Source organism: Vicinamibacteria bacterium (genome assembly GCA_035620555.1).
In the GTDB taxonomy this organism is placed as follows: domain Bacteria; phylum Acidobacteriota; class Vicinamibacteria; order Marinacidobacterales; family SMYC01; genus DASPGQ01.
On record DASPGQ010000077.1, the window covers coordinates 1 to 20,440 of the forward strand.

19 protein-coding genes are annotated in these 20,440 nt (G+C 62.4%); 10 read left to right on the forward strand and 9 right to left on the reverse strand.

Annotated elements, in window-relative coordinates; all coding sequences use genetic code 11:
* A partial coding sequence (locus VEK15_02860) for a hypothetical protein (protein ID HXV59609.1) occupies nt 1–1,496 on the reverse strand: 1,496 nt, incomplete at its 3' end.
* Between the two features lie 193 nt (nt 1,497–1,689).
* A complete protein-coding gene (locus VEK15_02865) occupies nt 1,690–1,950 on the reverse strand; it encodes a hypothetical protein (GenBank protein HXV59610.1) in 261 nt (86 codons plus the stop codon).
* Between the two features lie 292 nt (nt 1,951–2,242).
* On the opposite strand from VEK15_02865, the gene VEK15_02870 reads away from it, so the two are divergent.
* Together VEK15_02870 and VEK15_02875 are read left to right on the forward strand one after the other, a co-directional pair.
* Complete coding sequence (locus tag VEK15_02870; protein HXV59611.1) at nt 2,243–5,344, forward strand: glycosyl hydrolase; 3,102 nt, start codon at nt 2,243–2,245, stop codon at nt 5,342–5,344.
* Nucleotides 5,345–6,058, forward strand: a complete 714-nt coding sequence (locus VEK15_02875) for a site-2 protease family protein (protein ID HXV59612.1) — start codon at nt 5,345–5,347, stop codon at nt 6,056–6,058.
* A 27-nt stretch (nt 6,059–6,085) separates the two neighbouring features.
* Here VEK15_02875 and VEK15_02880 read toward each other — a convergent pair whose 3' ends face one another.
* Nucleotides 6,086–6,637: a hypothetical protein gene (locus tag VEK15_02880; protein ID HXV59613.1), complete on the reverse strand. Its 552-nt coding sequence runs from the start codon at nt 6,635–6,637 to the stop codon at nt 6,086–6,088.
* A gap of 209 nt (nt 6,638–6,846) precedes the next feature.
* Nucleotides 6,847–9,546: a pitrilysin family protein gene (locus tag VEK15_02885; protein ID HXV59614.1), complete on the reverse strand. Its 2,700-nt coding sequence runs from the start codon at nt 9,544–9,546 to the stop codon at nt 6,847–6,849.
* 60 nt (nt 9,547–9,606) lie between these two features.
* On the opposite strand from VEK15_02885, the gene VEK15_02890 reads away from it, so the two are divergent.
* The 6 genes from VEK15_02890 to VEK15_02915 all read left to right on the forward strand — a co-directional run bounded on the left by VEK15_02890 (nt 9,607) and on the right by VEK15_02915 (nt 15,815).
* Entirely contained in the window at nt 9,607–10,674 is a 1,068-nt protein-coding gene (locus VEK15_02890; protein ID HXV59615.1) for a peptidylprolyl isomerase, read from the forward strand.
* Complete coding sequence (locus tag VEK15_02895) at nt 10,671–11,648, forward strand: YpdA family putative bacillithiol disulfide reductase (GenBank protein HXV59616.1); 978 nt, start codon at nt 10,671–10,673, stop codon at nt 11,646–11,648. Before VEK15_02890 ends, VEK15_02895 begins: the two co-directional genes overlap by 4 nt.
* Complete coding sequence (locus VEK15_02900) at nt 11,645–13,660, forward strand: hypothetical protein (GenBank protein HXV59617.1); 2,016 nt, start codon at nt 11,645–11,647, stop codon at nt 13,658–13,660. The genes VEK15_02895 and VEK15_02900 overlap by 4 nt, the downstream gene beginning before the upstream one ends.
* Nucleotides 13,661–13,686: 26 nt before the next feature.
* Nucleotides 13,687–14,319 (forward strand): DUF533 domain-containing protein, encoded by a 633-nt coding sequence (locus VEK15_02905; GenBank protein ID HXV59618.1) that lies wholly within the window; start codon nt 13,687–13,689, stop codon nt 14,317–14,319.
* Between the two features lie 139 nt (nt 14,320–14,458).
* Nucleotides 14,459–15,361, forward strand: coding sequence for a universal stress protein (locus tag VEK15_02910; GenBank protein ID HXV59619.1), 903 nt, complete (start codon nt 14,459–14,461; stop codon nt 15,359–15,361).
* Between the two features lie 52 nt (nt 15,362–15,413).
* The gene (locus VEK15_02915; protein HXV59620.1) at nt 15,414–15,815 is read left to right on the forward strand and encodes a CBS domain-containing protein; all 402 of its coding nucleotides are present in this window, start codon (nt 15,414–15,416) and stop codon (nt 15,813–15,815) included.
* An 86-nt stretch (nt 15,816–15,901) separates the two neighbouring features.
* Here VEK15_02915 and VEK15_02920 read toward each other — a convergent pair whose 3' ends face one another.
* Entirely contained in the window at nt 15,902–16,771 is an 870-nt protein-coding gene (locus VEK15_02920; protein HXV59621.1) for a universal stress protein, read from the reverse strand.
* A gap of 175 nt (nt 16,772–16,946) precedes the next feature.
* Here VEK15_02920 and VEK15_02925 point away from each other — a divergent pair, with 175 nt between their 5' ends.
* Nucleotides 16,947–17,573 carry a TetR/AcrR family transcriptional regulator gene (locus tag VEK15_02925; protein HXV59622.1) on the forward strand — a complete coding sequence of 209 codons (627 nt, stop codon included), beginning with the start codon at nt 16,947–16,949 and terminating at the stop codon, nt 17,571–17,573.
* A gap of 127 nt (nt 17,574–17,700) precedes the next feature.
* Here VEK15_02925 and VEK15_02930 read toward each other — a convergent pair whose 3' ends face one another.
* Entirely contained in the window at nt 17,701–18,042 is a 342-nt protein-coding gene (locus VEK15_02930; protein ID HXV59623.1) for a helix-turn-helix transcriptional regulator, read from the reverse strand.
* 156 nt (nt 18,043–18,198) lie between these two features.
* Between VEK15_02930 and rpoZ the strand changes: the two genes are divergently transcribed.
* Nucleotides 18,199–18,444, forward strand: coding sequence for a DNA-directed RNA polymerase subunit omega (gene rpoZ, locus VEK15_02935; GenBank protein ID HXV59624.1), 246 nt, complete (start codon nt 18,199–18,201; stop codon nt 18,442–18,444).
* Between the two features lie 15 nt (nt 18,445–18,459).
* Here rpoZ and VEK15_02940 read toward each other — a convergent pair whose 3' ends face one another.
* Genes VEK15_02940 through VEK15_02950 form a run of 3 tightly spaced genes read right to left on the reverse strand, consistent with a single transcriptional unit; the run spans nt 18,460 to nt 20,395 of the window.
* Nucleotides 18,460–19,029: an NUDIX hydrolase gene (locus tag VEK15_02940; protein HXV59625.1), complete on the reverse strand. Its 570-nt coding sequence runs from the start codon at nt 19,027–19,029 to the stop codon at nt 18,460–18,462.
* Nucleotides 19,030–19,032: 3 nt separating this feature from the next.
* Nucleotides 19,033–19,563: a TlpA disulfide reductase family protein gene (locus VEK15_02945; protein ID HXV59626.1), complete on the reverse strand. Its 531-nt coding sequence runs from the start codon at nt 19,561–19,563 to the stop codon at nt 19,033–19,035.
* Nucleotides 19,553–20,395, reverse strand: coding sequence for a glycerophosphodiester phosphodiesterase (locus VEK15_02950; protein HXV59627.1), 843 nt, complete (start codon nt 20,393–20,395; stop codon nt 19,553–19,555). The genes VEK15_02945 and VEK15_02950 overlap by 11 nt, the downstream gene beginning before the upstream one ends.
* Between the last annotated feature and the right edge of the window lie 45 nt (nt 20,396–20,440).

Below are 20,440 nucleotides of genomic sequence, written 5' to 3' on the forward strand. Positions count from 1 at the left end.
ACTCCGACGATGTAGAGATGACCGTAGTGGCTGTCGAACGCGATGCCCTCGGGATCGGTGATTCCGAGACTCGAGGTATCGAAGGACACTACCTGGTCGTCCCCGCCGTCATCCGGCACCCCGTCGAAAACCCCGTTTGCCCCCGGCGAGATCTTGTAAACCTCGTCGTTCATGCCGTCCACGATGAACAGATCTCCCCGCCAGGTGTCGAAAGTGACGCCCTCCGGATCATGGCTCCCGAAAACCGCGGTATCGAATTGATCTCTCAGGTCATCGCCGGTCCCGAACTGTCCATCCGCGCCCGGATCCACCTCGAAAACCTCGACGATGTTGTCGTCGGAAATGAAGATATGGCCGCTCTCAGGATTGTAGGCCACCCCGGTAGGCTCATCCGAAAAAGAGAGGGTGGTGAATGTATCGAAGAGGCTTCCGGTGAGCGTCGTCTCGAAGACGTTGGCCCCGGCGTAGAGGGGCGTCTCGTTGACCTCGGAGTCCACGAGAAGAAGAGAGTCAGTCGAAGGCAAATAGACGACCCCGGACGTGTCGGGGCTCGGGGGCGAGAACTGTGACGTGTCGATCGTCTGGACCAGCGACGACGTCGCCGTCGCGATCGCGGGTGCTGGAGGCGGCAGAAAAGAAAGCTCGACGATCTCGTCGCCGCCATAGGAAATGTACAAGCTCGCGATTGCCGGGTCGTCGGTCGTGTCTCCGCTCGGCCCGAAGCTCATCCCCCGAGGCTCGTTCAGGCGGAGCGATGTGACGTCTCGTTCTGCCACCACCTCTCCCGTGGCGCGGATCTCATAGAGACGCGTCCCGGAAGAAGCCAGTACGTGCAAACGACCGACCGCCGGATCCCATGCCAGAGCCACCGGACCCGCGATGCCCAGACTTGCGAGGTCGATTGAGCTGCCCAACTCGGCACCGCCGATTGCACCGTCGCGGCTGGACGCGACGCGCTCGATCTGTCCTTGCGCGGAGTCGAGCACGTAGATTTCCCCGGTATCGGGGTCGATGGTCACCCCGCGGGGATTTTCCAATCTCAGGGACATCGCATCCCAGGTCCTCAAAGTGTCCGGATCGAGCCGCCCCTCGCTCCCGACGGCCACGTCGATCCACCGCTCGTGAGAGGGATCCAGGGCGAGCAGCCGGCCCGCGCGGCGATCGAAGGCCATATTGGCGGGATCGATGAATTCCGTGTCGATGCGGAGACCCGTCCCGCCGCCACGCGGCGCTCGCACCCATCCGATATCCCACAGGCGGCTCGTGGTTTCCGCGGACAGGGCCGGCACGAAGGGTATCGACCGCCCAACCGGGTCCTTTCGGACGCGCCGAACGACCCGAAAGTCCGCGCGCCCATCCTGGGCCAGACCCATCTGCGCAGGCGTGACGAGAGGAATCGCGAGGGCGACACCGAGCCCCAACAAGAATGCCGCGGGGCGTATGATGAGCGGGCGGGGCGAGCGATCTCCCGCTACATTACCGGTTTCGGAACCCAAGACGCCCCCCCCGCAAAAAGCCACTAAGAAGAAATCCACATCCGAGACGGGGCTGAAGCTATCAGCTTGGGGGGTGCTTGTCGCAGTCCCGCTCTATTAAGACGAGACGTTTCTTTTATATAGGATGCACCGGACGATTGTCAAGGAGCCCGATCGACGTTCCGTCGCTTCGCCCAGATGGGCTCGAAGCGGATCAAGCTTTACTGCCAGCCGCCTCTTCCTCTTCTTCGAGAGCCAGCTTTTCGTCCTCGGGGAGCACGTCAATCATTTCCCAGGCCTGGGGCTGTGGTCCGGGCACGATCCCGGCGATGTCCGGGTCTTCCCCGTAATCGGATTCGGGCTTGGTGCGCTCGGCTTTGCGCTGTGCGCGCCTTTCCGCCTTGAGCCTTTGCTTCTCCTGGCGGGCCCTCTCTTTTTGCCGTTTGATGAACGTCTGACGACTACGATTGGCCAATTGGGAAACCTCCTTGCAACGATCCGTGATCTCGCGCTAATCCTTTCCCTCCTGAAAGGGTTTGCTATACGCGAGCGAAGCCCGCGGAAAAACACAGAGTTCGTTCGCATTCTAATACAGCGAAACCCCGAAATCCAGAATCCGTGATTGACAGGAGGCGTCCCGAGGCGGTCCGGACGCATCCGCTCGAAGCGTCTCGACGTCTCATCCGGAAGAGCCTCCGGAGCAGTTTGATCCTGCCGAGCTTCCGACTTATCCTTCGCCCATCGGCCCGCCTTCACAGGAGTTTCTCATGAATGGGATTCGGACTCGCTTGTGCATCGTGTTGATCGGGTGCTGCGTTGCCGCCGGTGCGGGAGCGGAGAACGTGGATTTCCGAACCGAGCTCTTCGTCGGACTCGAGTGGCGCAACGTCGGGCCCGAGCGCGGCGGACGCTCGCTATCGTGCACCGGCAGCCCGGGACGGGTCCACGAATACTATTTTGGTGCCACCGGAGGCGGCCTGTGGAAGACGACCGACGGCGGGGTCACGTGGTTCCCCGTGACCGACGGCAAGATTTCGAGCTCGTCCATCGGTGCCGTTGCCGTCGCCGAGACGAACCCGGACGTCATCTACATTGGCGGCGGCGAAACGCAGCTACGAGGAAGCATCACTCAGGGTGACGGTGTCTACAAATCGGTCGACGGCGGCCAGACCTGGCGCCACCTGGGCCTCGAAGAAACACAAGCCATCGCCCGAATTCGAGTGCATCCCACGAACCCCGACATCGTCTACGTCGCGGCGCTCGGCCATCCCTACGGAGACAACGAGGAGCGCGGCGTTTTCCGCTCGACCGACGGCGGCAACACCTGGGAGAAGATCCTGTACGAGAGCCCGAAGGCGGGAGCGGCCGATCTCGTCATCGACCGTACCAACCCGCGGGTGCTCTACGCATCGCTCTGGCAGGTGTACCGAAAGGCGTGGAAGATGTGGGGGGGCGGAGCCGATTCGGGACTCTACAAGTCGGAGAACGGCGGCGACACCTGGGTGGAGCTGACGGGAAACCCGGGACTGCCCGAGGAACCGATCGGCAAGATCGGCGTCGCGGTCTCACCGGCGGATCCGAAACGCCTCTGGGCGATCGTGGAAGCGAACGAGGGCGGGGTGTTTCGCTCGGACGACGGCGGCGCGACCTGGCGGCGGACGAACGATGAGAGAAAGCTGAGACAGCGCGCGTTCTACTACTCGCGCGTCTACGCGGATCCGCAGGATCGCGAGACGGTGTACGCGCTCAACACCGGCTTCTACAAATCCACCGACGGCGGGGTGAGCTTCGATACCGTCATCCGCCCCCCGCACGGTGACAATCACGATCTCTGGATCGATCCCAACAACCCGCTTCGCATGTGCAACTCGAACGACGGCGGTGGAAACGTGTCCGTCAACGGCGGCGAGAGCTGGACCGAGCAGGACTATGTTACCACTCAGCTCTACCACGTGAACGTAACCCACGACGTTCCCTACCACGTCTGCGGAGCTCAGCAGGACAACTCGACCGTCTGCGTTCCCAGCGACGATTGGGACCATATGCAGGCCCGAGGTCCGAACCACGGCTGGTACTATGCGGTCGGAGGCGGGGAGAGCGGCTACATCACCCAGCATCCGACCAACCTCGATGTCTTCTACGCCGGGAGCCAGGGAGCGTTGCTCACCCGCTACGATCGAAGTAACGGACAGATTCGTGACATACAGGTCTACCCGCGTTTTTTCTCCGGCGAGCCCGCGAGCGCTCTTCCCGAGCGATGGCAATGGACGTTCCCCATCGTATTCTCTCCCCGGGACGAGAACGTTCTCTTCACCTGCTCGCAACACGTCTTTAGGACGACCGACGATGGGCAGAGCTGGGAGCGCATCAGCCCCGACTTGACCTATGCCGATCCCGAAACGCTTGGGGAGACCGGGGGCGTCGTCACCATGGACATGAACGGTCCGGAGATCTACGCAACCGTCTTCGCGCTCGCGCCCTCTCATCACGAGATCGATACGATTTGGGCGGGCTCCGATGACGGCAGGATCCACCTGACCCGGGATGGGGGGCGGAATTGGACCGACATCACCCCCGCCGATCTCCCCAAGTTCAGCCGGGTCTCGATCATCGACGAGTCACGTCATGCTCCCGGGACGATCTTCGTGGCGGCGAATCGCTATCAGGTCGATGATCGGGAGCCTTACGTGTTTCGCACTCGGGACTTCGGCCGAACATGGGCCAAGATAACGAATGGCATCGCTCCGGGTCACTTCGCCCGCGCGGTGCGCGAGGATCCGGTGAGAAAGGACCTGCTCTTTCTCGGGACGGAGCACGGCGCCTACCTGTCGTTCGACGGCGGCGACCACTGGCAGTCGCTCCAGCTCAACCTTCCCGACACCCCGATCCGCGACCTCGTGGTGAAAGACGCGGACGTCGTCCTCGGAACCCATGGCCGCGGGTTCTGGATTCTCGACGACATCGAGCCCCTAAGGGACCTCACCTCGGCGGTTTACAACCGACCGCTCACGGTTTTCGAGCCGGACCAGCCGACGATCCGCGGGGTCACGACCGCCGCGATCCAGTATTTTCTGGGAGAGCCCGCAGAAAAAGTTACGGTTGCGATCCTCGACGCCGGCGGCCAACCGGTCGATACTTTCGAAGGAACCGAGTCCAAGGCGAAAGACGACGCAGGGAGCTCCTTTCGCATTCCCCCTTCCACCACACCAACGACGGCGGCCGGAATGAATCGCTTCGATTGGAACCTGCGTCACAAGGGCGCAACGGTCTTCGAGGGCATGATCATCTGGAGCGGCCAGCCCGAGCGCGGCCCCAAGGCGGTCCCCGGACGTTATCAGGCAGAAATCACCGCCAACGGTGTGACGGAAACGGTCGATTTCGAAGTCGTCGTGGACCCCAGGCTGAAAGGGGTTACCCAAGCGGATCTCGAGGAGCAGTTTCAGCTGGCGGCACGGATTCGCGACAAGACGAGCGCGGCCAACGAAGCCGTCATCGAGATACGCGACCTGCGCGATCGAATCGAACAACGGCTCGAGGCCACGTCGAACGCAGAGCTCCAACGCGATGGACGCGAGCTCATCGAAGGTCTGAGCGAGATCGAGCAGGCGCTCTATCAGGTCAAGAACCAGAGCAACCAGGACCCTCTCAATTTCCCCATCCGTCTCAACAATCGCCTCGCCTCACTGAGACGAAGCGTCGAGACGGGAGACGCCAAGCCCACCGACGGGGCCTACAAGGTGTTCGAGGAGCTCTCGCGGGAGCTCGACGAACATCTGTCCCGACTCGAAGAGCACCTGACGACGTCGCTCGAGGTCGTCAACCAGCGTCTCGCCTCCCAGGGGCTCGAGACCGTCGAACGGTCGAGATAAATGCCCGAAGTGACCATCGACACCTTGACGCTCGGTCTCGTGTGGTTCGTGGTGTTCTTGTTCTCGACGACCTGCCACGAGGCGGCACACGCGCTCGTGGCTCGAATGGGCGGGGACACGACCGCGGCGAATCAAGTAACGCTCAACCCCACACCCCACGTGCAGCGCGAGCCCTTCGGGATGGTGGTGGTGCCGCTCGTTTCCTATCTCCTCGGGGGATGGATGATCGGTTGGGCGAGCGCACCCTACAATCCGGAGTGGGCCTACCGTTACCCTCACCGAGCGGCAAGAATGGCCCTCGCGGGTCCCGCAGCGAACTTCTTGCTCATGCTCATCGGGGCTCTCATCATCCGCATCGGGCTTGCGATCGAATGGTTCCAGCCTCCGGCAAGCGTGCACTACACGCGCATCACCGAGGCGGTGGACCCTTCGGGGGTCGGCTCCCTCATCGCCGTCTTCGCCAGCGTTCTGTTTCTTCTCAACCTGCTCCTGGGCACCTTCAATCTTCTTCCGGTTCCGCCCCTGGATGGAAACGCGGGCATCACTATCTTCATGAGCGAATCGGGCGCCCGCAACTTCATGTCTCTTTCCCACCAACAGGGTTTCGGCATGATGGGGATCCTGATTGCCTGGGTCGTGTTTGGAAGGATCTTCGACGTCGTCTTTACCGTGGCCCTGAACGTCCTCTACTTCCCTATCGTGAGTTACGGGTAGGGACGGAGTTGACCTGAATGGTCTCTCCTAGATTCCGCGGGCGAGGTGCTCCTCGATACATTGCCAGATCGGGAAATAGGCGCGCGGGGAGAGGAGCTCGTCGGGGTACGAGTTCCGCAGGGCCTCGGAAATCCTGACGCGAGCGGCCCGGGTGTTGCCCTGTGCGTCGATACGATGGTACGCCTCGATGACGTCGTCGGCGAATCGATGTCGCCGCATACGTCCAAATCCCTCCAATCGCTCGAATCGATTGTTATCGCGGTCGAAGCGGATGCCCTCGCGGGCGAGCATCGCAACCGCCCATTCGGCCTGCGCCCTGAGCTTCGTCAGGTGCTCGCGCATGATGGTCATCGTCTGCTTGACGAAGAAGCGCTGTTCCTCGCTGAGCGTGTCGGGAGGAACGGTCCGGAGGATCTCGCGAAACTCGAAAAGGAGTCGCGCGTCGCGAAAGCGCAGCTCTTCGGGCGTGCCCGCCTCACGAAGGAACGTCAGAAGCTCGTCGGTGAGATCGTGAGTATCCCACTTCTCCTCGGAGATCGCCACAGGGGCGCAGGCGAGATCGACCTCGTTGTCGGCCATACCGATTCTCAGGCGGGGGGGATGGTTCGAGATTAACGGTGAAGCCGGGCGGCTGTCAACCGGTATCTCTCTTTTTGGTGCTCAATGCCGTGGCGGGACCCGTAATCGATCGTGCCGCCACGGCTCGGGCTGCTTACGGCGCGGCGAGCGCGCCGGGCTCGCTCCGCTCGCGCAGGGTGGGCTGAGTTTTACATCACCCTGCTCGTTACTCAGTCCTTCTCGAGAGGCTCGCCATCGACGTCCAGGTTCCTCATCGCACCGAACTCGAGCTCGGCCACGGCCTCGGCGCCTCTCTCGCGGTCACCCACGACGACCAGAATGGCCCGCTCGGTGTCGAGATACGTCGCTGCCGCACGCTCGAGATCCTCGATGGTGACCGCGGCGATTCGATCCGCGTATTCCTGCAGCTCATCCTGCGTGCGCTCGAACCCGACCAACTCCGCTATCTCGCTGGCGACGTGGGAGATCGTCTCGAAACGTTGGGCGAAGCCGCGAACGAGGTTCTCGACCGCGAGATCGATCTCTTCGCGCGTCGGAGGACGCCGCCAGGTGGCGAGGGCGTCGAACTCTGCGAGTAGCTCCTTCGTCGCCTCGCGCGTCACCGAGATTTCGACCGACGCCGATCCCAGCATCAGGCTGTTCAGGCGCGCGTAGCGAACCGAGGAAAAGGCTCCGTAGGTATATCCCTTGTCTTCCCTGAGATTCGAGTTGAGTCGACCGGAGAAATAACCCCCGAGCACCGTGTTCAAAACCTCGAGCACGTAGATGTCTTTCGTGTCTCTCGGAGGTCCGAGCATGGCGAGTCGGATCTCCGATTGCGCCGCGCCCGGGCGGTCGATGAAGTAGGTCGTCCGCTCCGGCGGTCGGAGTGGCGGTATCTCGACGGTTCCGAAGGGCTCCACGCTCCAGCTTCCAAGAGATCGTTCCACCAGACCTACGGCCTCGGCGGCCTCGATATCGCCCACGACGATCAGGTCGCTTGCGGTCGGCGCATAGTGACGAAAGTAGAACTGCTCGAGCTCGGTTCGCGTCAGCTCGCGAACCGACGGCTCGTTTCCCGAGATGGGCCAACCGTAGGGGTGTCGGCTCCCGAACAGGGACTTCCGAACCGCCTTTCCCGCGATGGCACCCGGACTCGCGCGCTCCTGAAGAATCCCGTCGAGCCTCTGCTTCCTGAGTCGCTCGAGCTCTTCACCAGGAAAGCTCGGATGCAGCACGACGTCGGCCATGAGATCCAGGGAAGCGGGCAAGTGACGCTTCAGGGCGTCGAGCGATACCGCGCTCCATTCACGGCTTCCGGCCGCCGAGAGCTGGCTTCCCATCCGATCGAGATCGGCCTCGATCTCGAGCGAGGTTCGGGTCGCCGTCCCCTCCTCGAGCATCTCCGCGGTGAAGGACGCTAGGCCGCTCCTTTCGTAAGGCTCTGCCGTCGCCCCCGCCTTGATGAGGAGGACCAGAGAGACTTTGGGGATCTCGTGTCTTTCAATCACGTGAAGGGTCAGGCCGTTTTGCAGGATCTGCGTTCTGACCGGCGGCACGCGAAAGGGCGGGCTCGATCTGAGCGGTGGCGCGGCGGCGCGATCGGGTTGGGTGCGGGCCTCGTGACGGGCCGTTTCCGGCACGTAGGCGATCACGAGCGATGGCTTCAACAGGTAGTACTTGGCCGCGCGCCGGATGTCTCTCGCCTTGAGACGCTGGTAGCGGTCGTAGTCCTCCTGGAAACGATCCGGCGTCCCGAGAAACGTCTGATACATCGCCAGGCGGTCGGCCTTTCCGCCGAAGCCTCCGATACGCTCGAGCCCCGAGAGAAAGTCGAACTCCTGTCCCGCCTTGACGCGCGCCAGCTCGTCTTCGGTGGGTCCCTCTTTCGCCAGTCGGCGAATCTCTTCGCCGAGCATTCCTTCGATGGTGTCGAGATTAGCCCCGGGGCGAGCGGTGGCGACGATGCCCACGAGACCGGCGATCTCGAGGCTGTAGTTGAAAGCGCTCACTTCGGATGCCACCTGCTCGTCATAGACCAGGCGCTTGTACAGGCGGGAGTTCTTGCCGTCGGCGAGCAGGGTCGATGTGAGGTCGAGCGCAGCGTCGTCCCGCTCGAAATAGGCGACGGCGGGCCAGCTCAGGTATAGGCGCTCCTGGGGAACCCGATCGTGCACGACGATGCGCCGGTGAGTCGGGAGCTGAACTTCGTGTCGGATGGCCTTCCCCAAGGGTTGCCCGGGCCTCAACGGCGAAAAGTAACGATCGACGAGTCTCTCGGCCTCGTCGATCTCGAACTCGCCCGCGATGGTCAGCACACAATTGTTCGGGACGTAGTACCTGCGGAAGAAATCGTGGACGTCGTCGAGCGTGGCATTCTCCAGGTCTTCCATGCTGCCAATGATGTGCCACGAGTAGGGGTGCCCCTGGGGGAACAAGTTACGGAATATGCCTTCGACCGCGGTCCCATAGGGAACGTTGTCCATGCTCTGACGCCGCTCGTTCTTGACCACGTCACGCTGGTTGTCGAAGTTCTCCTGATTGACGGCATCCAAGAGGTATCCCATTCGGTCGGACTCCGCCCACAGGACGTGCTCCAGCGAACCGGCGGGCACCGTCTCGAAGTAGTTCGTCCGATCGAAGTTCGTCGTGCCGTTGATGCCTCCTTGAGAAATGTTGGCCCCGGCCCGCTCCATCAGCGAGATGTAGGAGCCTTTGATGTTCCGGGACCCCTCGAACATCATGTGCTCGAACAGATGGGCGAAGCCGGTCTTGCCCGGCTCCTCGTTCTTCGAGCCTACGTGATACCAGAGGTTCACGTGAACCACGGGGAGCTTGCGGTCCTGATGGAGAATCACTCTCAGGCCGTTCGCCAGCCGGTAGGTCTCGAATTCGATTCGGGGTACGGCAGTCGCTTCGAACTCGCTCAACAGCTCTCCTTTCGAGGGCGTGGCCGTACCATCTTATATAATACCGACTCGCAGGAGGCCATGACTTTTCTCGTCGTATTCGCGGTTCTCGCCATCCAGGGAACGGCGAGCCCGGCCAAGCAAGCGATCCTGGAAACGAGCTTGGGCGAGATCGTGATCGATCTGCTGCCGGAAAAAGCCCCGGACCACGTCGCTCATTTCACCAGGCTGGCGTCCGAGGGTGTCTACGATGGCACCACGTTCCACCGAGTCATCAAGTACGGCATCATTCAAGGCGGAGACCCAGAAACCAAGGACCCGAGCGCCCGAGACAAGTATGGAACCGGGGGGCTCGGCGTGCTGGCGCGGGAGCTGAGCGACGAGAAACACACCCGGGGAGCCGTCTCCGCCGTGCAGATTCCGGGAAAGCCCGACAGCGCCGGCTCCCAGTTCTTCATCGTCGTGACCGACCAGCCCACTCTCGACGGCCAGTTCACGGTGTTCGCGCGGGTCGTCGAAGGCATTCTGGTGGCTCAACGAATCTCCGAAACGCCCACCGACGAAAGCGGGCTCGCCGTCGAGCGCATCGAGATCCTGAAAGTCACGCTGCGCGACAAGCCTCCTCCCGAGATCCCACCGTTCTCCACCGAGAGCGTCGAGCAGTTGGCCCGTTATCGCGCCGTTCTCGAGACCGAGAAGGGGGAAATCACCGTCGAGCTGTTTCCTCAGAAAGCGCCCAATCACGTCAGGAACTTCCTCCGTCTCGCCCAGATCGGCGCCTACGACGGGGTCGCGTTTCACCGCATCGAGCCGGGTTTCGTGATTCAAACGGGTTTTCTCGAGACCCGCAGGGAGCCTCCGTCCGAGCGCATCCTGAACTACGTGACCTTCCTCGATCCCGAGTTCAACGACACGCCTCATGTTCCCGGAATCCTCTCGATGGCTCGGGGCGATGATCCGGCGAGCGCGCAGGCATCCTTCTTCATCGTCACCGGAGTGGCTGAAAACCTCGACCACGCCTACACCGCCTTCGGCCGGGTGACCGAAGGTATGGACGTCGTCCGCGCGATCGAGTCCCTGCCCACCGAGGGAGCAAGCCCGGTGGAGCGGTTCGATCTCCTCCGAGTCCGGGTCGAGACGATCGAGTGATCGACGTCGCCATCGTCGGCGGGGGGCCGAGCGGGCTCGCCGTCGCCATCGACTGCACGAAGAACGGGCTTTCCTACGTCATCCTGGAGAAAGGAGCCCTGGTCGATGCGATCCGCCGCTTCCCCATCAATATGGTCTTCTTCACGACGCCCGATCTTCTCGAGATTGGGGACTTGCCTCTCGTGACCGCCCGGGAGAAACCGACGCGACTCGAAGCGCTCAAGTACTACCGGCGCGTGGTGGAACATTATCGGTTGCGCCTGAGGCTCTACGAGAAAGTGGAAGCCGTCCGGCCGGTGAACGGACATTTCGAGCTCGAGACCTCGTATCAACGTGGGCAGGTGGGGCGTCCCGAGTGCGTTTCGGCGCGAAAGCTCGTCCTGGCCATGGGATACTACGACAATCCCAATAACCTCGAGATTCCGGGAGAGAACCTCCCGAAGGTGTCCCACTACTACACCGAAGCCCATCCGTATTTCGGGCTCGACGTAGCGGTCATTGGCGGAGCGAACTCGGCAGCCGAGACGGCACTCGACCTCTACCGCTCGGGTGTTTCGGTCACGCTGATCCATCGAGGCGCCGAGCTTTCGAGTCATATCAAGTACTGGGTACGGCCCGACATCCAGAATCGGATCGACCGCGGGGAGATAAGCGCCCATCTCGAGACCGAGGTCGTCGAGATCCTCCCCGAGAAGCTCCGTCTGCGGCGGAACGGTAAGGTCTTCGAGATGGCGAACGACGCCGTCCTGGCGCTCACGGGTTATCATCCCGACTACCGCTTTCTGAAGGCCATCGGCATCGAAGTCGACGACCGATCGGGCAAACCGCGCGTCGACCCCGAGACTTGTGAGACGAACGTCCCGGGAGTCTATCTGGCAGGAGGCATCGTCGCCGGCAAGCAGACGAACCAGATCTTTATCGAGAACGGGCGTTTCCACGGAAGAAAGATCGTGGAGCATATCGTTCGCCGGTGAGCGCCGATCGTCTCGTCGTAAGGCTTCTGCCGGCATTCGTCGCCGCCTGGGCAATCCTCGGCACGCAAAACGTTCGCCTGGGCTCGGTGTACGTGCCCCCCATTTCGCCCTGGTGGGTGGTGGCGGCCGTCGCCTTCGCTACCCTGCTCGCGCCGCGCCGAAACGCCCTTCCCGGAGCGGAGCGGCGCTCCATCCTCGTCTGTTTCTCCCTCGCTGCTTCGCTGGCGATGCTCCTTCTTGTCAGGAGCGCGGCACTGAATCCCGCGCTCGAGCTCGTGATCCGGTTCGACGATGGTCGCGAGGTGAGGTCGTCGTCCCTTCAGCTCGGTGAAAGGCGGGAGCTGAGACGTCTCGCCGGGCAGAGACGGAACATCGTGTTCGAAACCGGGGGATGGCTTCAGATTCCGAAGACCGGCGAGCACCGATTCGAGCTCTACTGCGATGATTTCTGCGAGCTGATGGTCGGCTCTCGGCACGTCCAGGCTCGGGGAGCCCGTAGCGAAACGATCCAGCTGTCACGAGGCGAAGTGCCCTTCTCGCTCCGTTATCGCCAGAAGGGAGGACCGGCAGCGCTCCGGCTATCGTGGGACCGTCCCGGATTCTTCGAGCTTCTTCCCATCGAGTACTTCGTCCGCGGCCGGGGCGTGCCGCCTCGCGATCCGACCGCCTCACATCTGGCCCTCGCCGCGCTTCTCGCCTGGTCGGGCGCGCTCGCCATCTCCTTCGGGCACGTGGTGCGTTTCGCGAGGAGCCGTGCCTTGCCCGTCGCGACGATCGCGCTCGTCGTCGCCTATGGAAGCGTCATCCGATTCGAGTCCTTCCTCGCCCGTTCGGGACTTGCCCGTTCGGACACTCGCGCGGCGGTACTCCACGAGAGGCTGCTTCCGCTCATGCCTCCCTACGCGGTCTTCAATCCGGAGAACGCACCTGCCGATCCTTATCGTGCCGATGTGAGGAGTTATCTCGACGGCGCCGAGACGATGACGCTCTCGCGTTTCTACCGCCCTTCGTTTCGTGAGCCGTTCTACGTCGCGCTCGTCAAAGCCTTCGTCGCTCTATCGGGAGCAGAGGTGGGAATCCTGATCGAAAGCCTGGTTTTTTCGATTGCGACACTATTGCTTCTCGCCGTGATCTCATCCAAGCTGTTCGGAGTCCATTGGACCGCCGCGCTTCTGGTGCCGGTGGCGATCCACGAGTGGCTCGTTCTCGAATCGGCAACCGGCTATCGGATGAGCGCATATGGTTTCTTCCTCGTGGCATTCGTCGGCTGGTCGTGTCTTTCGCTTCAGAGCCGTGCGCTCGCGTCGGTGGGGACGGGTGTCCTCGCCAGCCTTCTCTGCCTCATTCGGATCAGCGCCTTGTCGGTCGTCATCCCCGTCGTCGCCCTGCGCCTTCTCCAGCTTGGGCGGAACGAGCGCAAGTTCTACGCGGGGGTCGTCGCCGGTAGCCTCGTCGTCCTCGTCGGACCGTTTCTTCTATCCAATACGCTCGCTCATGGGGACCCTTTTTACAGCATCAGCTTTCACACGGAGTTCTGGCTGCGAGCGGAAGGGCTCGACCGGGGGCAGGGCCCGGTTTCGTGGCTGCGCTACTTCACCGGCTTCGGGCGCATCCCCGAGATTGCGAAGGGAACGGTAGCGGGATTGACTTTCCTTCCCCTTCGCACGTTCTCGATCGGTTTGCGCCAATTCCCACTGATTGGAGCCATCACCGTGGTTTGCGGTGTTCTCGGGCTGGCGATGGCATTTCGAAGCCGGCCTCTTCTACCCGTCGCCTACCTCGGCCACCTCGTTCCCTTCGCCTACGTCCAGAATTTTCCTTCGGGAACCATGCCTCGGTTCGTAATGCCCGCATTCTTCTTTTTCGTGGTCGCTGCCCCTCTGGGTGCGGAGAGGCTCTTGTCTTGGGTCAGCCGGCTGCGTGGAAGCCGGGACCGACCTCCCTATTCGTCCGACGGGAAGCGAAGCGGCGGGGAAAAAGGAGCCCCCGGCTCGCAAGACGTGGCCTCTTGAGCTCGTCGGTACTACAATAGGCAGTCATGGCGTTTCTCGACCGGATGGTGTCGGACCTCATCGGGAAATCAACCGGGTTCAACGCGCGACCGTTCGTACGGGCCGTCGGCGGCAAGAACATCCTCCTGCTCGGCGGCGCCCTGGTCGCCGGTGCTCTCGCCGCCGAGAAGATGCGCGAACCCGCCACGCCATCGAACGTTCCTCCGCCCCCTCTACCCCTTCCGCCGGTTCCGCCCCTACCCGTTCCTCAGACGTCTGACTCGGACCCGGTGACGGCGGACCAGGCCCTCTCCACGGATCTGCTCTTTGCCATCGTCCGCGTGATGGCTGCTTCGGCCCTTGCGGACGGAGAGATTCACGCCGACGAACGTCGAGTCATCGAGAGCCGCCTGGACGAATCGGGCCTCTCCGCCGAACAGGTGCGACGCATCCAGAAGGACATGGTGATTCCGCCAGGTCCGGGCGAGCTTTCGGACATGGTCGAAACGGCCGAGGACCGCGAGCTCGTCTACCGATTCGCCGCATTGGTCGTGCTCGCCGACGGTGAGATCTCGCAGCTCGAACGAGCGTGGCTCGACAAGCTCGCGGCCGCCATGGCGCTCGGAGACGGCCGTCGTGAAGCGCTGGAGCGCGAGATTTTCGAGGAGTCTTCGAGCTGAGCGTCCAGCTCGCCTCCGGTGATCAGACGATGTCGGCTTTGCGAGGGAACGCTGGCTCTTCGTCGATGGTCGCCCATTCGGGGTTTTCCCACGAATGTCCTCGGTTCGGCACCCCGATTCGTTACCTGGGAGCTCGCTCATGACCGAGACTGATTCCACTTCTTCGTCGAAATATCGTCGGCTACTCTGCCCCGTCGATTTCTCCGACATCTCTCGCCGCGCCCTGGAGTGGACGCTGAGCTTTTCGAAGGAGCTCCAAGCGAGCGTGACGCTCTTGCACGTCATCGACTCGCGGATGACGTCGGTGGGGAACCTCGTCAACATTCCCGACGTTTCCCACGAGCTCCGCCAGCGAGCCGACGGGATGCTTCATGAGTGGCAGCGCGTACTGAATCTGTCGCGGGTGAAAATCGAAATCAGGGAAGGTGTGCCCGATCAGGAGGTGGTGAACGCCACCCGAGAAGCCCCGGTGGATTTGTTAATCATGGGGACTCATGGTTTCGGCGGGTTCCAGCGGCTGCTGCTGGGCTCGGTCACCGAAAAGGTACTGCACCGGGTCCGTGTACCCCTCATGACGATCTCCCAAGCTTCGGCGCTCGAGCCGTCGAAACGGCCCACGAGAGTGGTGACGGCTGTGGACCTGGGAGCCGAATCGAGCGAGGTGGTGCGTCACGGGCTGTTTCTCGCCCGTCACTTCGCGGTCAGCCTGGTGGCCGCTCACGTTCTTCCCGTGCCCGACGTGGTCTTGAACTATCGTACCGTCGAGCAGCTCGGGGCGGAAGAGCTCGCCCGCTTGACGAAGAGGATCACGGAAGAGCGACGAAAGGAGCTCGAGCAATTGATGTCCCATGCGACCGATGTCGATGTCGAGATCGAAACCGCGGTGGGCCGGCCCTATGCAATCTTGACCGGTCTCGTGCGAGATACCGATCTGCTCGTCATGGGCGCGGGCGGTCACGGGGAAGCGGCACTCGGCTGGCTCGGCTCGGTCTGCCACAAGATGGTGCGATCGGCCCCATGTCCGGTTCTCATCGTACGTTGATTGCGGGGAGCAGCACCAGGAGCGCCGACGTCAGGGCCGTGAGGAGGATCTTATGAGAGTGGAAGAGTTGATGACCACGGATGTGACGACGGTCGAGCGCAACGACGAGTTGAGCGTCGTCGACGATCTCATGAAGATGAAGCGCATTCGACATCTCCCCGTAGTCGAGAAGGGACGTCTCGTCGGAATCGTCACCCAGCGTGATTTGTTCCACGCCGGTCTCTCGAATGCGATGGGGTTCGGCGAGAAGGCGCGCAAGGAGTTCCTGGGAACGGTTGTCGTCAAGGAGGTCATGACCGACGAGGTCGTCACCGTCGGGCCCGAAGAAGCCGTCAAGAGCGCGGCCAAGAAGATGCTCGAGCACAAAATCGGCTGCCTCCCCGTCGTACGGGAAGGCAAACTGCTCGGAATCCTCACCGAGACCGACTTGGTGCGTTTGCTCGTCGATTCCTGAGCCGAGGTCGAGCCGAGCTCGCGGTCGAAGCTTGGCCACCGCACGGCAGGCTGGGTCGCTCTTTCGCATCCCGCCCGCTCGGGCAGCTACTTGACGCTCAGTACCGGCGCTCTCGCGAGACGGACGATGCGTTCGGTGACGCTGCCGACGAGGACGTGCTCGAGACCGCTCAGGCCTTTCGTCCCCATGACGATTAACTCCACCGCCCGGCTCTCGACCGTCGCGAGAAGCTCCTCGACGACCTGTCCCTCGGTCACGATGATCTCTCCGGGACCACCGTAGAGCGAGGAAAGCTCGTCGCGTATCCTCTCGGGCAGCTCGGGATCCACCTGAAACATGCGCACGAAGCTTCCCGCGTAGAGCGAGGGAAGCACCGGGTTGCTGACCACGTGATGCAGGACCAGCTCACCGTCGGACCCGAGCAATGAACGGGCCACCTCGATGGAGCGCGGCGAAAGAGGCGAGAAGTCGACGGGCACCAGAATCCGCCCGAATCCATCCCCGCTGTCGGACACTCGCGCGTCTTTTCCCACGGTGAGCACGTGACCGGGTGCGTGACGGACGACCGTCTCCGCCACGCTCCCCAGTACGAGCTTGCCCAGGCCGGTGCGTCCCTGGGTTCCCATGACCACGAGGTCAGGCCTCAACTCGTCCACCTTGTCCAGAATGGCATCGGAAGCCGATGTACTGCGAGAGGTCGAGAGCTGCACCGGGATGCCCCGGCGGCGCAGGCTTTCCGACCGTTTAGCAAGCTCGTCCAGGACGTCCTCGCCTACGTCACGCAGATACTCGTCCATCGCCTTTTCCAGCATCATCGGATCGTCGGCATCGAGAGTGACCGCGTGAAACACGTCGATCCGGGCTCCGTGCTGGACCGCGAGCCGAGCGGCCAGCTTCGCCGCATGTTCGGCCGTTTCCGAAAAATCGGTCGGCAGCAGGATTCGCTCTATTCTCATCGTCTCACCTCCGCCCGAATTCGCGTTCGATGACTCATGCTACCTCGGCCTCGAACCGCCGAAATCGGCATCTGGGCGGACCCTCGTCAGGCACGAAGATATCAGGGTGTCGGAGGCAGGCGGAAGGCCGTTGCCGGACTTGCCTGGCGTCTGACGAGCTGACACAATCCCGCGGGTGACGGAGAAGGGTTCGCTTCAGAGCTCCAAGACCAGCGGCTCGCCCCGATTGAACCAGCGCCGGGCGCAAATACTGGAGAAGGCGGCCCACCTCTTCTGCGTCAAGGGCTACGACTCCACATCCATGAGCGACATCGCCGACGAAGTCGGGATCACGAAGGCGGGCCTCTACTATTTCGTGGAGAGCAAGGAGCACCTTCTTTACCTCATCACCGACTATGGCCTCGATTTGCTGGATGAGACCGTCATTCAACCTCTCGAAGTCGTCGCCGAACCCCGGCAGCATCTCCAACAACTGATACGCCTGCACGTGCACATGGTGTTGAATCGACCGCGGGAGGTGACCATTATCCTCCACGAGCGAACCGCTCTCACCGGGGTCTACCGGGAGAAGATCCTTCAGCGAAAGAAGGATTACATCAATTATGTGCGGCATCTCTTGAAACAGCTCCAGGCTAGCGGCGACGCGCGCGCCGATGTCGATCCTACTGCGGCGACTTTTTTCCTCCTCGGGGCGCTGAACTGGGTGTACCAGTGGTACAAAGTGGACGGACCGCTTTCCGAAGAGCAACTGGCCACCGAGCTCATATCCTTGTTCACCAAGGGGTTCTTGACTCGCGGGTGAGGGACCCGGCGAGGGAACCGGAGGACCTCTGGGCGTCCTGTCACTTCGCCGCTTTCACGGGCATACCGCAGGTCGCCGGTCACACCAACGAGCGACCACGCGCGCCGCGGCAACGAGCCGATTCAAACTACCGGCGTGCCGCGGAGCCCGTCGCCGACGTCTCGATGACCTCCAGCAGTTGGTCTTGTAGATCGGGATTTCCGATCTTTCGCCAGTGGCTCAGCAGCTTCTCTTCCTCTTTGTTCTCCGCCAAGGGCTTCTTCGTCCGACTCTCGGGAATGAGATCGGAGACGCTGACGCCGAGTGCTTTGCTGATCTTCCTGAGCCAGTCGAGCGATGTACGCCTTCGGCCTTGCTCGAAGTTCGACAGCGCCGACGGCGACAGGCCGGCTTTGCGAGCGAGCTCTTCTTGAAGCATCCCTTTCTTCAGTCGAAGCTCACGAATTCTCTGACCGACTTCTGCGTGCAATGGAACCTCCGCTGATGTTGATCGCAAACGAAGCACTCTAACACAGCTCTAGTCGAACTCGAAACTCACAACCGCGGGTGCTAGAATGGGGAGTTTCGAAGGAAGGATGCTCGAGGCGGGCGTTTGGGCCTATCTCGGCGCGAACAAGGAGTCACTTTGGATTTGACACAAGCCGGTAGTTTTTTGCGGGTCAACGTCGCCGCCCAGCGCGCTCGCCAGCTCATGCAGGGTGCCGCCCCCATGGTGGCGACGCGGTCACGGAAACCCGCCGCCATCGCGATTCAGGAAGTGGAAGAAGGTCTCGTCCAGGCCTTCGCGCCCAGCGAGCTTCCCGAATCGATGCGAGAAGCCGCTTTCGGCCCGGAGGAGTCCGAAGCTGTCGACAGCGATCTCGATATCTAGCAGGCTGATTCGCGTTCACGGTCGAGACGAGTCCACGATCTCCAGCAGTCGTCGGTGTAGCCGAGCCCGGTAAGTCAGACCTCCGAGCCCGGATCCCACGAGCCGCGGGTTCACGTCATCGATGAGCTCGCGCCAGCTCGCCCAACGCGCCGATTCGATCTCGCCGGAGTCTCTCGGCGCCAACTCTCCCCCCTCGCGCCGGGCCAGCATCACGTGAGTCGTCCATTTCGACGATCGCTCGTCACAGGTGAAGTTCGCATGGATTTGCAACAGGTAATCTTCGATCTGGACGGTAAGACCGGTCTCCTCCAGCGCTTCGCGTATGGCGCCGTCCACGAAGGACTCCTCCGGATGGATTCCCCCCGACGGGATCCGATAGGCACCCTCGGGATAGCCGGGCTTGCGGATGACCGCCAGGCGGTCGGCCTCCTGAATCACGAGGCTCACGTCGTGGGCTCGACCCAGGTTACGGTGGCGCTCGACTTCGTCCATCTCGGGCGGAGTGAGCGGCACATCCCAGCGCTCCACCACGGGCTCACCGAAGGTATAGACGAGCTCCTGGACGATGTGTCTTCCGATATGCACCGATCAGCCTTCGGTGGGGGCCTCTTCCGAATCGGAGGAAACGTCGCTCAACAGGTCGACCATGTCTCGAATGACCGTGGGGGAGGCCCAGTCGCGGGGACCCACGACTTTGGATTTCAACCGACCGTTCCGATCGATGATGTAGGTCTCGGGATATTTGAACGTTTGGTATCTGCGTGACACCTTCTTGCCATTGTCATGGAGCACGAGGAAGCTCAGCCCGTAACGATCGACGAACTCCGCGATGTCATCGTAACGCTCGTCTACCGACACGGCCACGATCGCGAGGCCTCTTGCGCCCAGCGCCCGGTGCAGTTTCTCGAGTGACGGCATCTCGTCGACACAAGGGGGACACCAGGTCGCCCAGAAGTTCAGTACGACGACCTGGCCACGGAGATCTCCAAGAGCATGGGTCTTGCCGGTTAGATCGGCGAGCTCGAAAACGGGAACCGGGGCGTCGACCTGCGGCCCCGGATTCACCTCGCACGCGGAGCCCGCTGCCAAGCCGATCGAGACCGCGACCTCAAGTCGCATGCACCGAGCCTCCGGGACCATTGCCGAGTCCCGACAGCGCGGCCACGTTCTGAAGGGCTCGGACCGGGTCGTCGGTCATGATGCCGTCGACGCCCCAGTCGAGCAGGCGCGCGATGTGAATGGGCTCGTTGACCGTCCAGACGTGAACCTCGACCCCGAAGCGGTGGATTGCTTCGATGACGCGCCGGGAGACGACGCGACGAAGGCCTTTGTACTCGGGCACCTGAAATGCCATTCCCGGGGGACGATAACCGGCGAGCTCCCCGGCGCGCAAGCGCCCGAGGAACTCTCGGACCTCGTTCTTGCTGAAGCCGGTCGCCACCCCAGGCGAAAGCTGGCGAAACCTCGCTAGGGTGTCGTGCTCGTGTGACGCGACGACGACGCGTTCCTCCGCACCATGCTGCCGGAGCCTTTCCCTCAGGATCTCGCACACTTTGTTCCGGGTGCGTTTGATCTCGACGGTGAGCCGCATCTCGGGGAAGGTCTCGAGCACGGTGTCGAGCGTCGGAATCGTAACGCCGCGACCGCGGAAAGGGAACGTCCGGCCGTGATCGAGAGTGAAGGTGAAGCCCGCGTCGAGCGTGCGAATCTCCCCGTAGAGCATGTTCTCGACCCGACCTCGCCGACCTGTGGTTCGCGATACCGAAGGATCGTGGAGGACGACGAGTTGTCCGTCCGCGCTCACGTGGATGTCCAGCTCGAGGTAGGAGACCCCGTGCTCTTTCGCGATGCGGAACGCCTCGATGGTGTTCTCGGGCGCGATCGCACTCGCTCCCCGGTGGGCGAAGAGCCTCGGCGAAGGTCCAGAAAAGAAGTGATTGTTCGATGACACCGTAATCAAGACAGAAACTCGTACCGCCCCGATCGAGGCGGCATC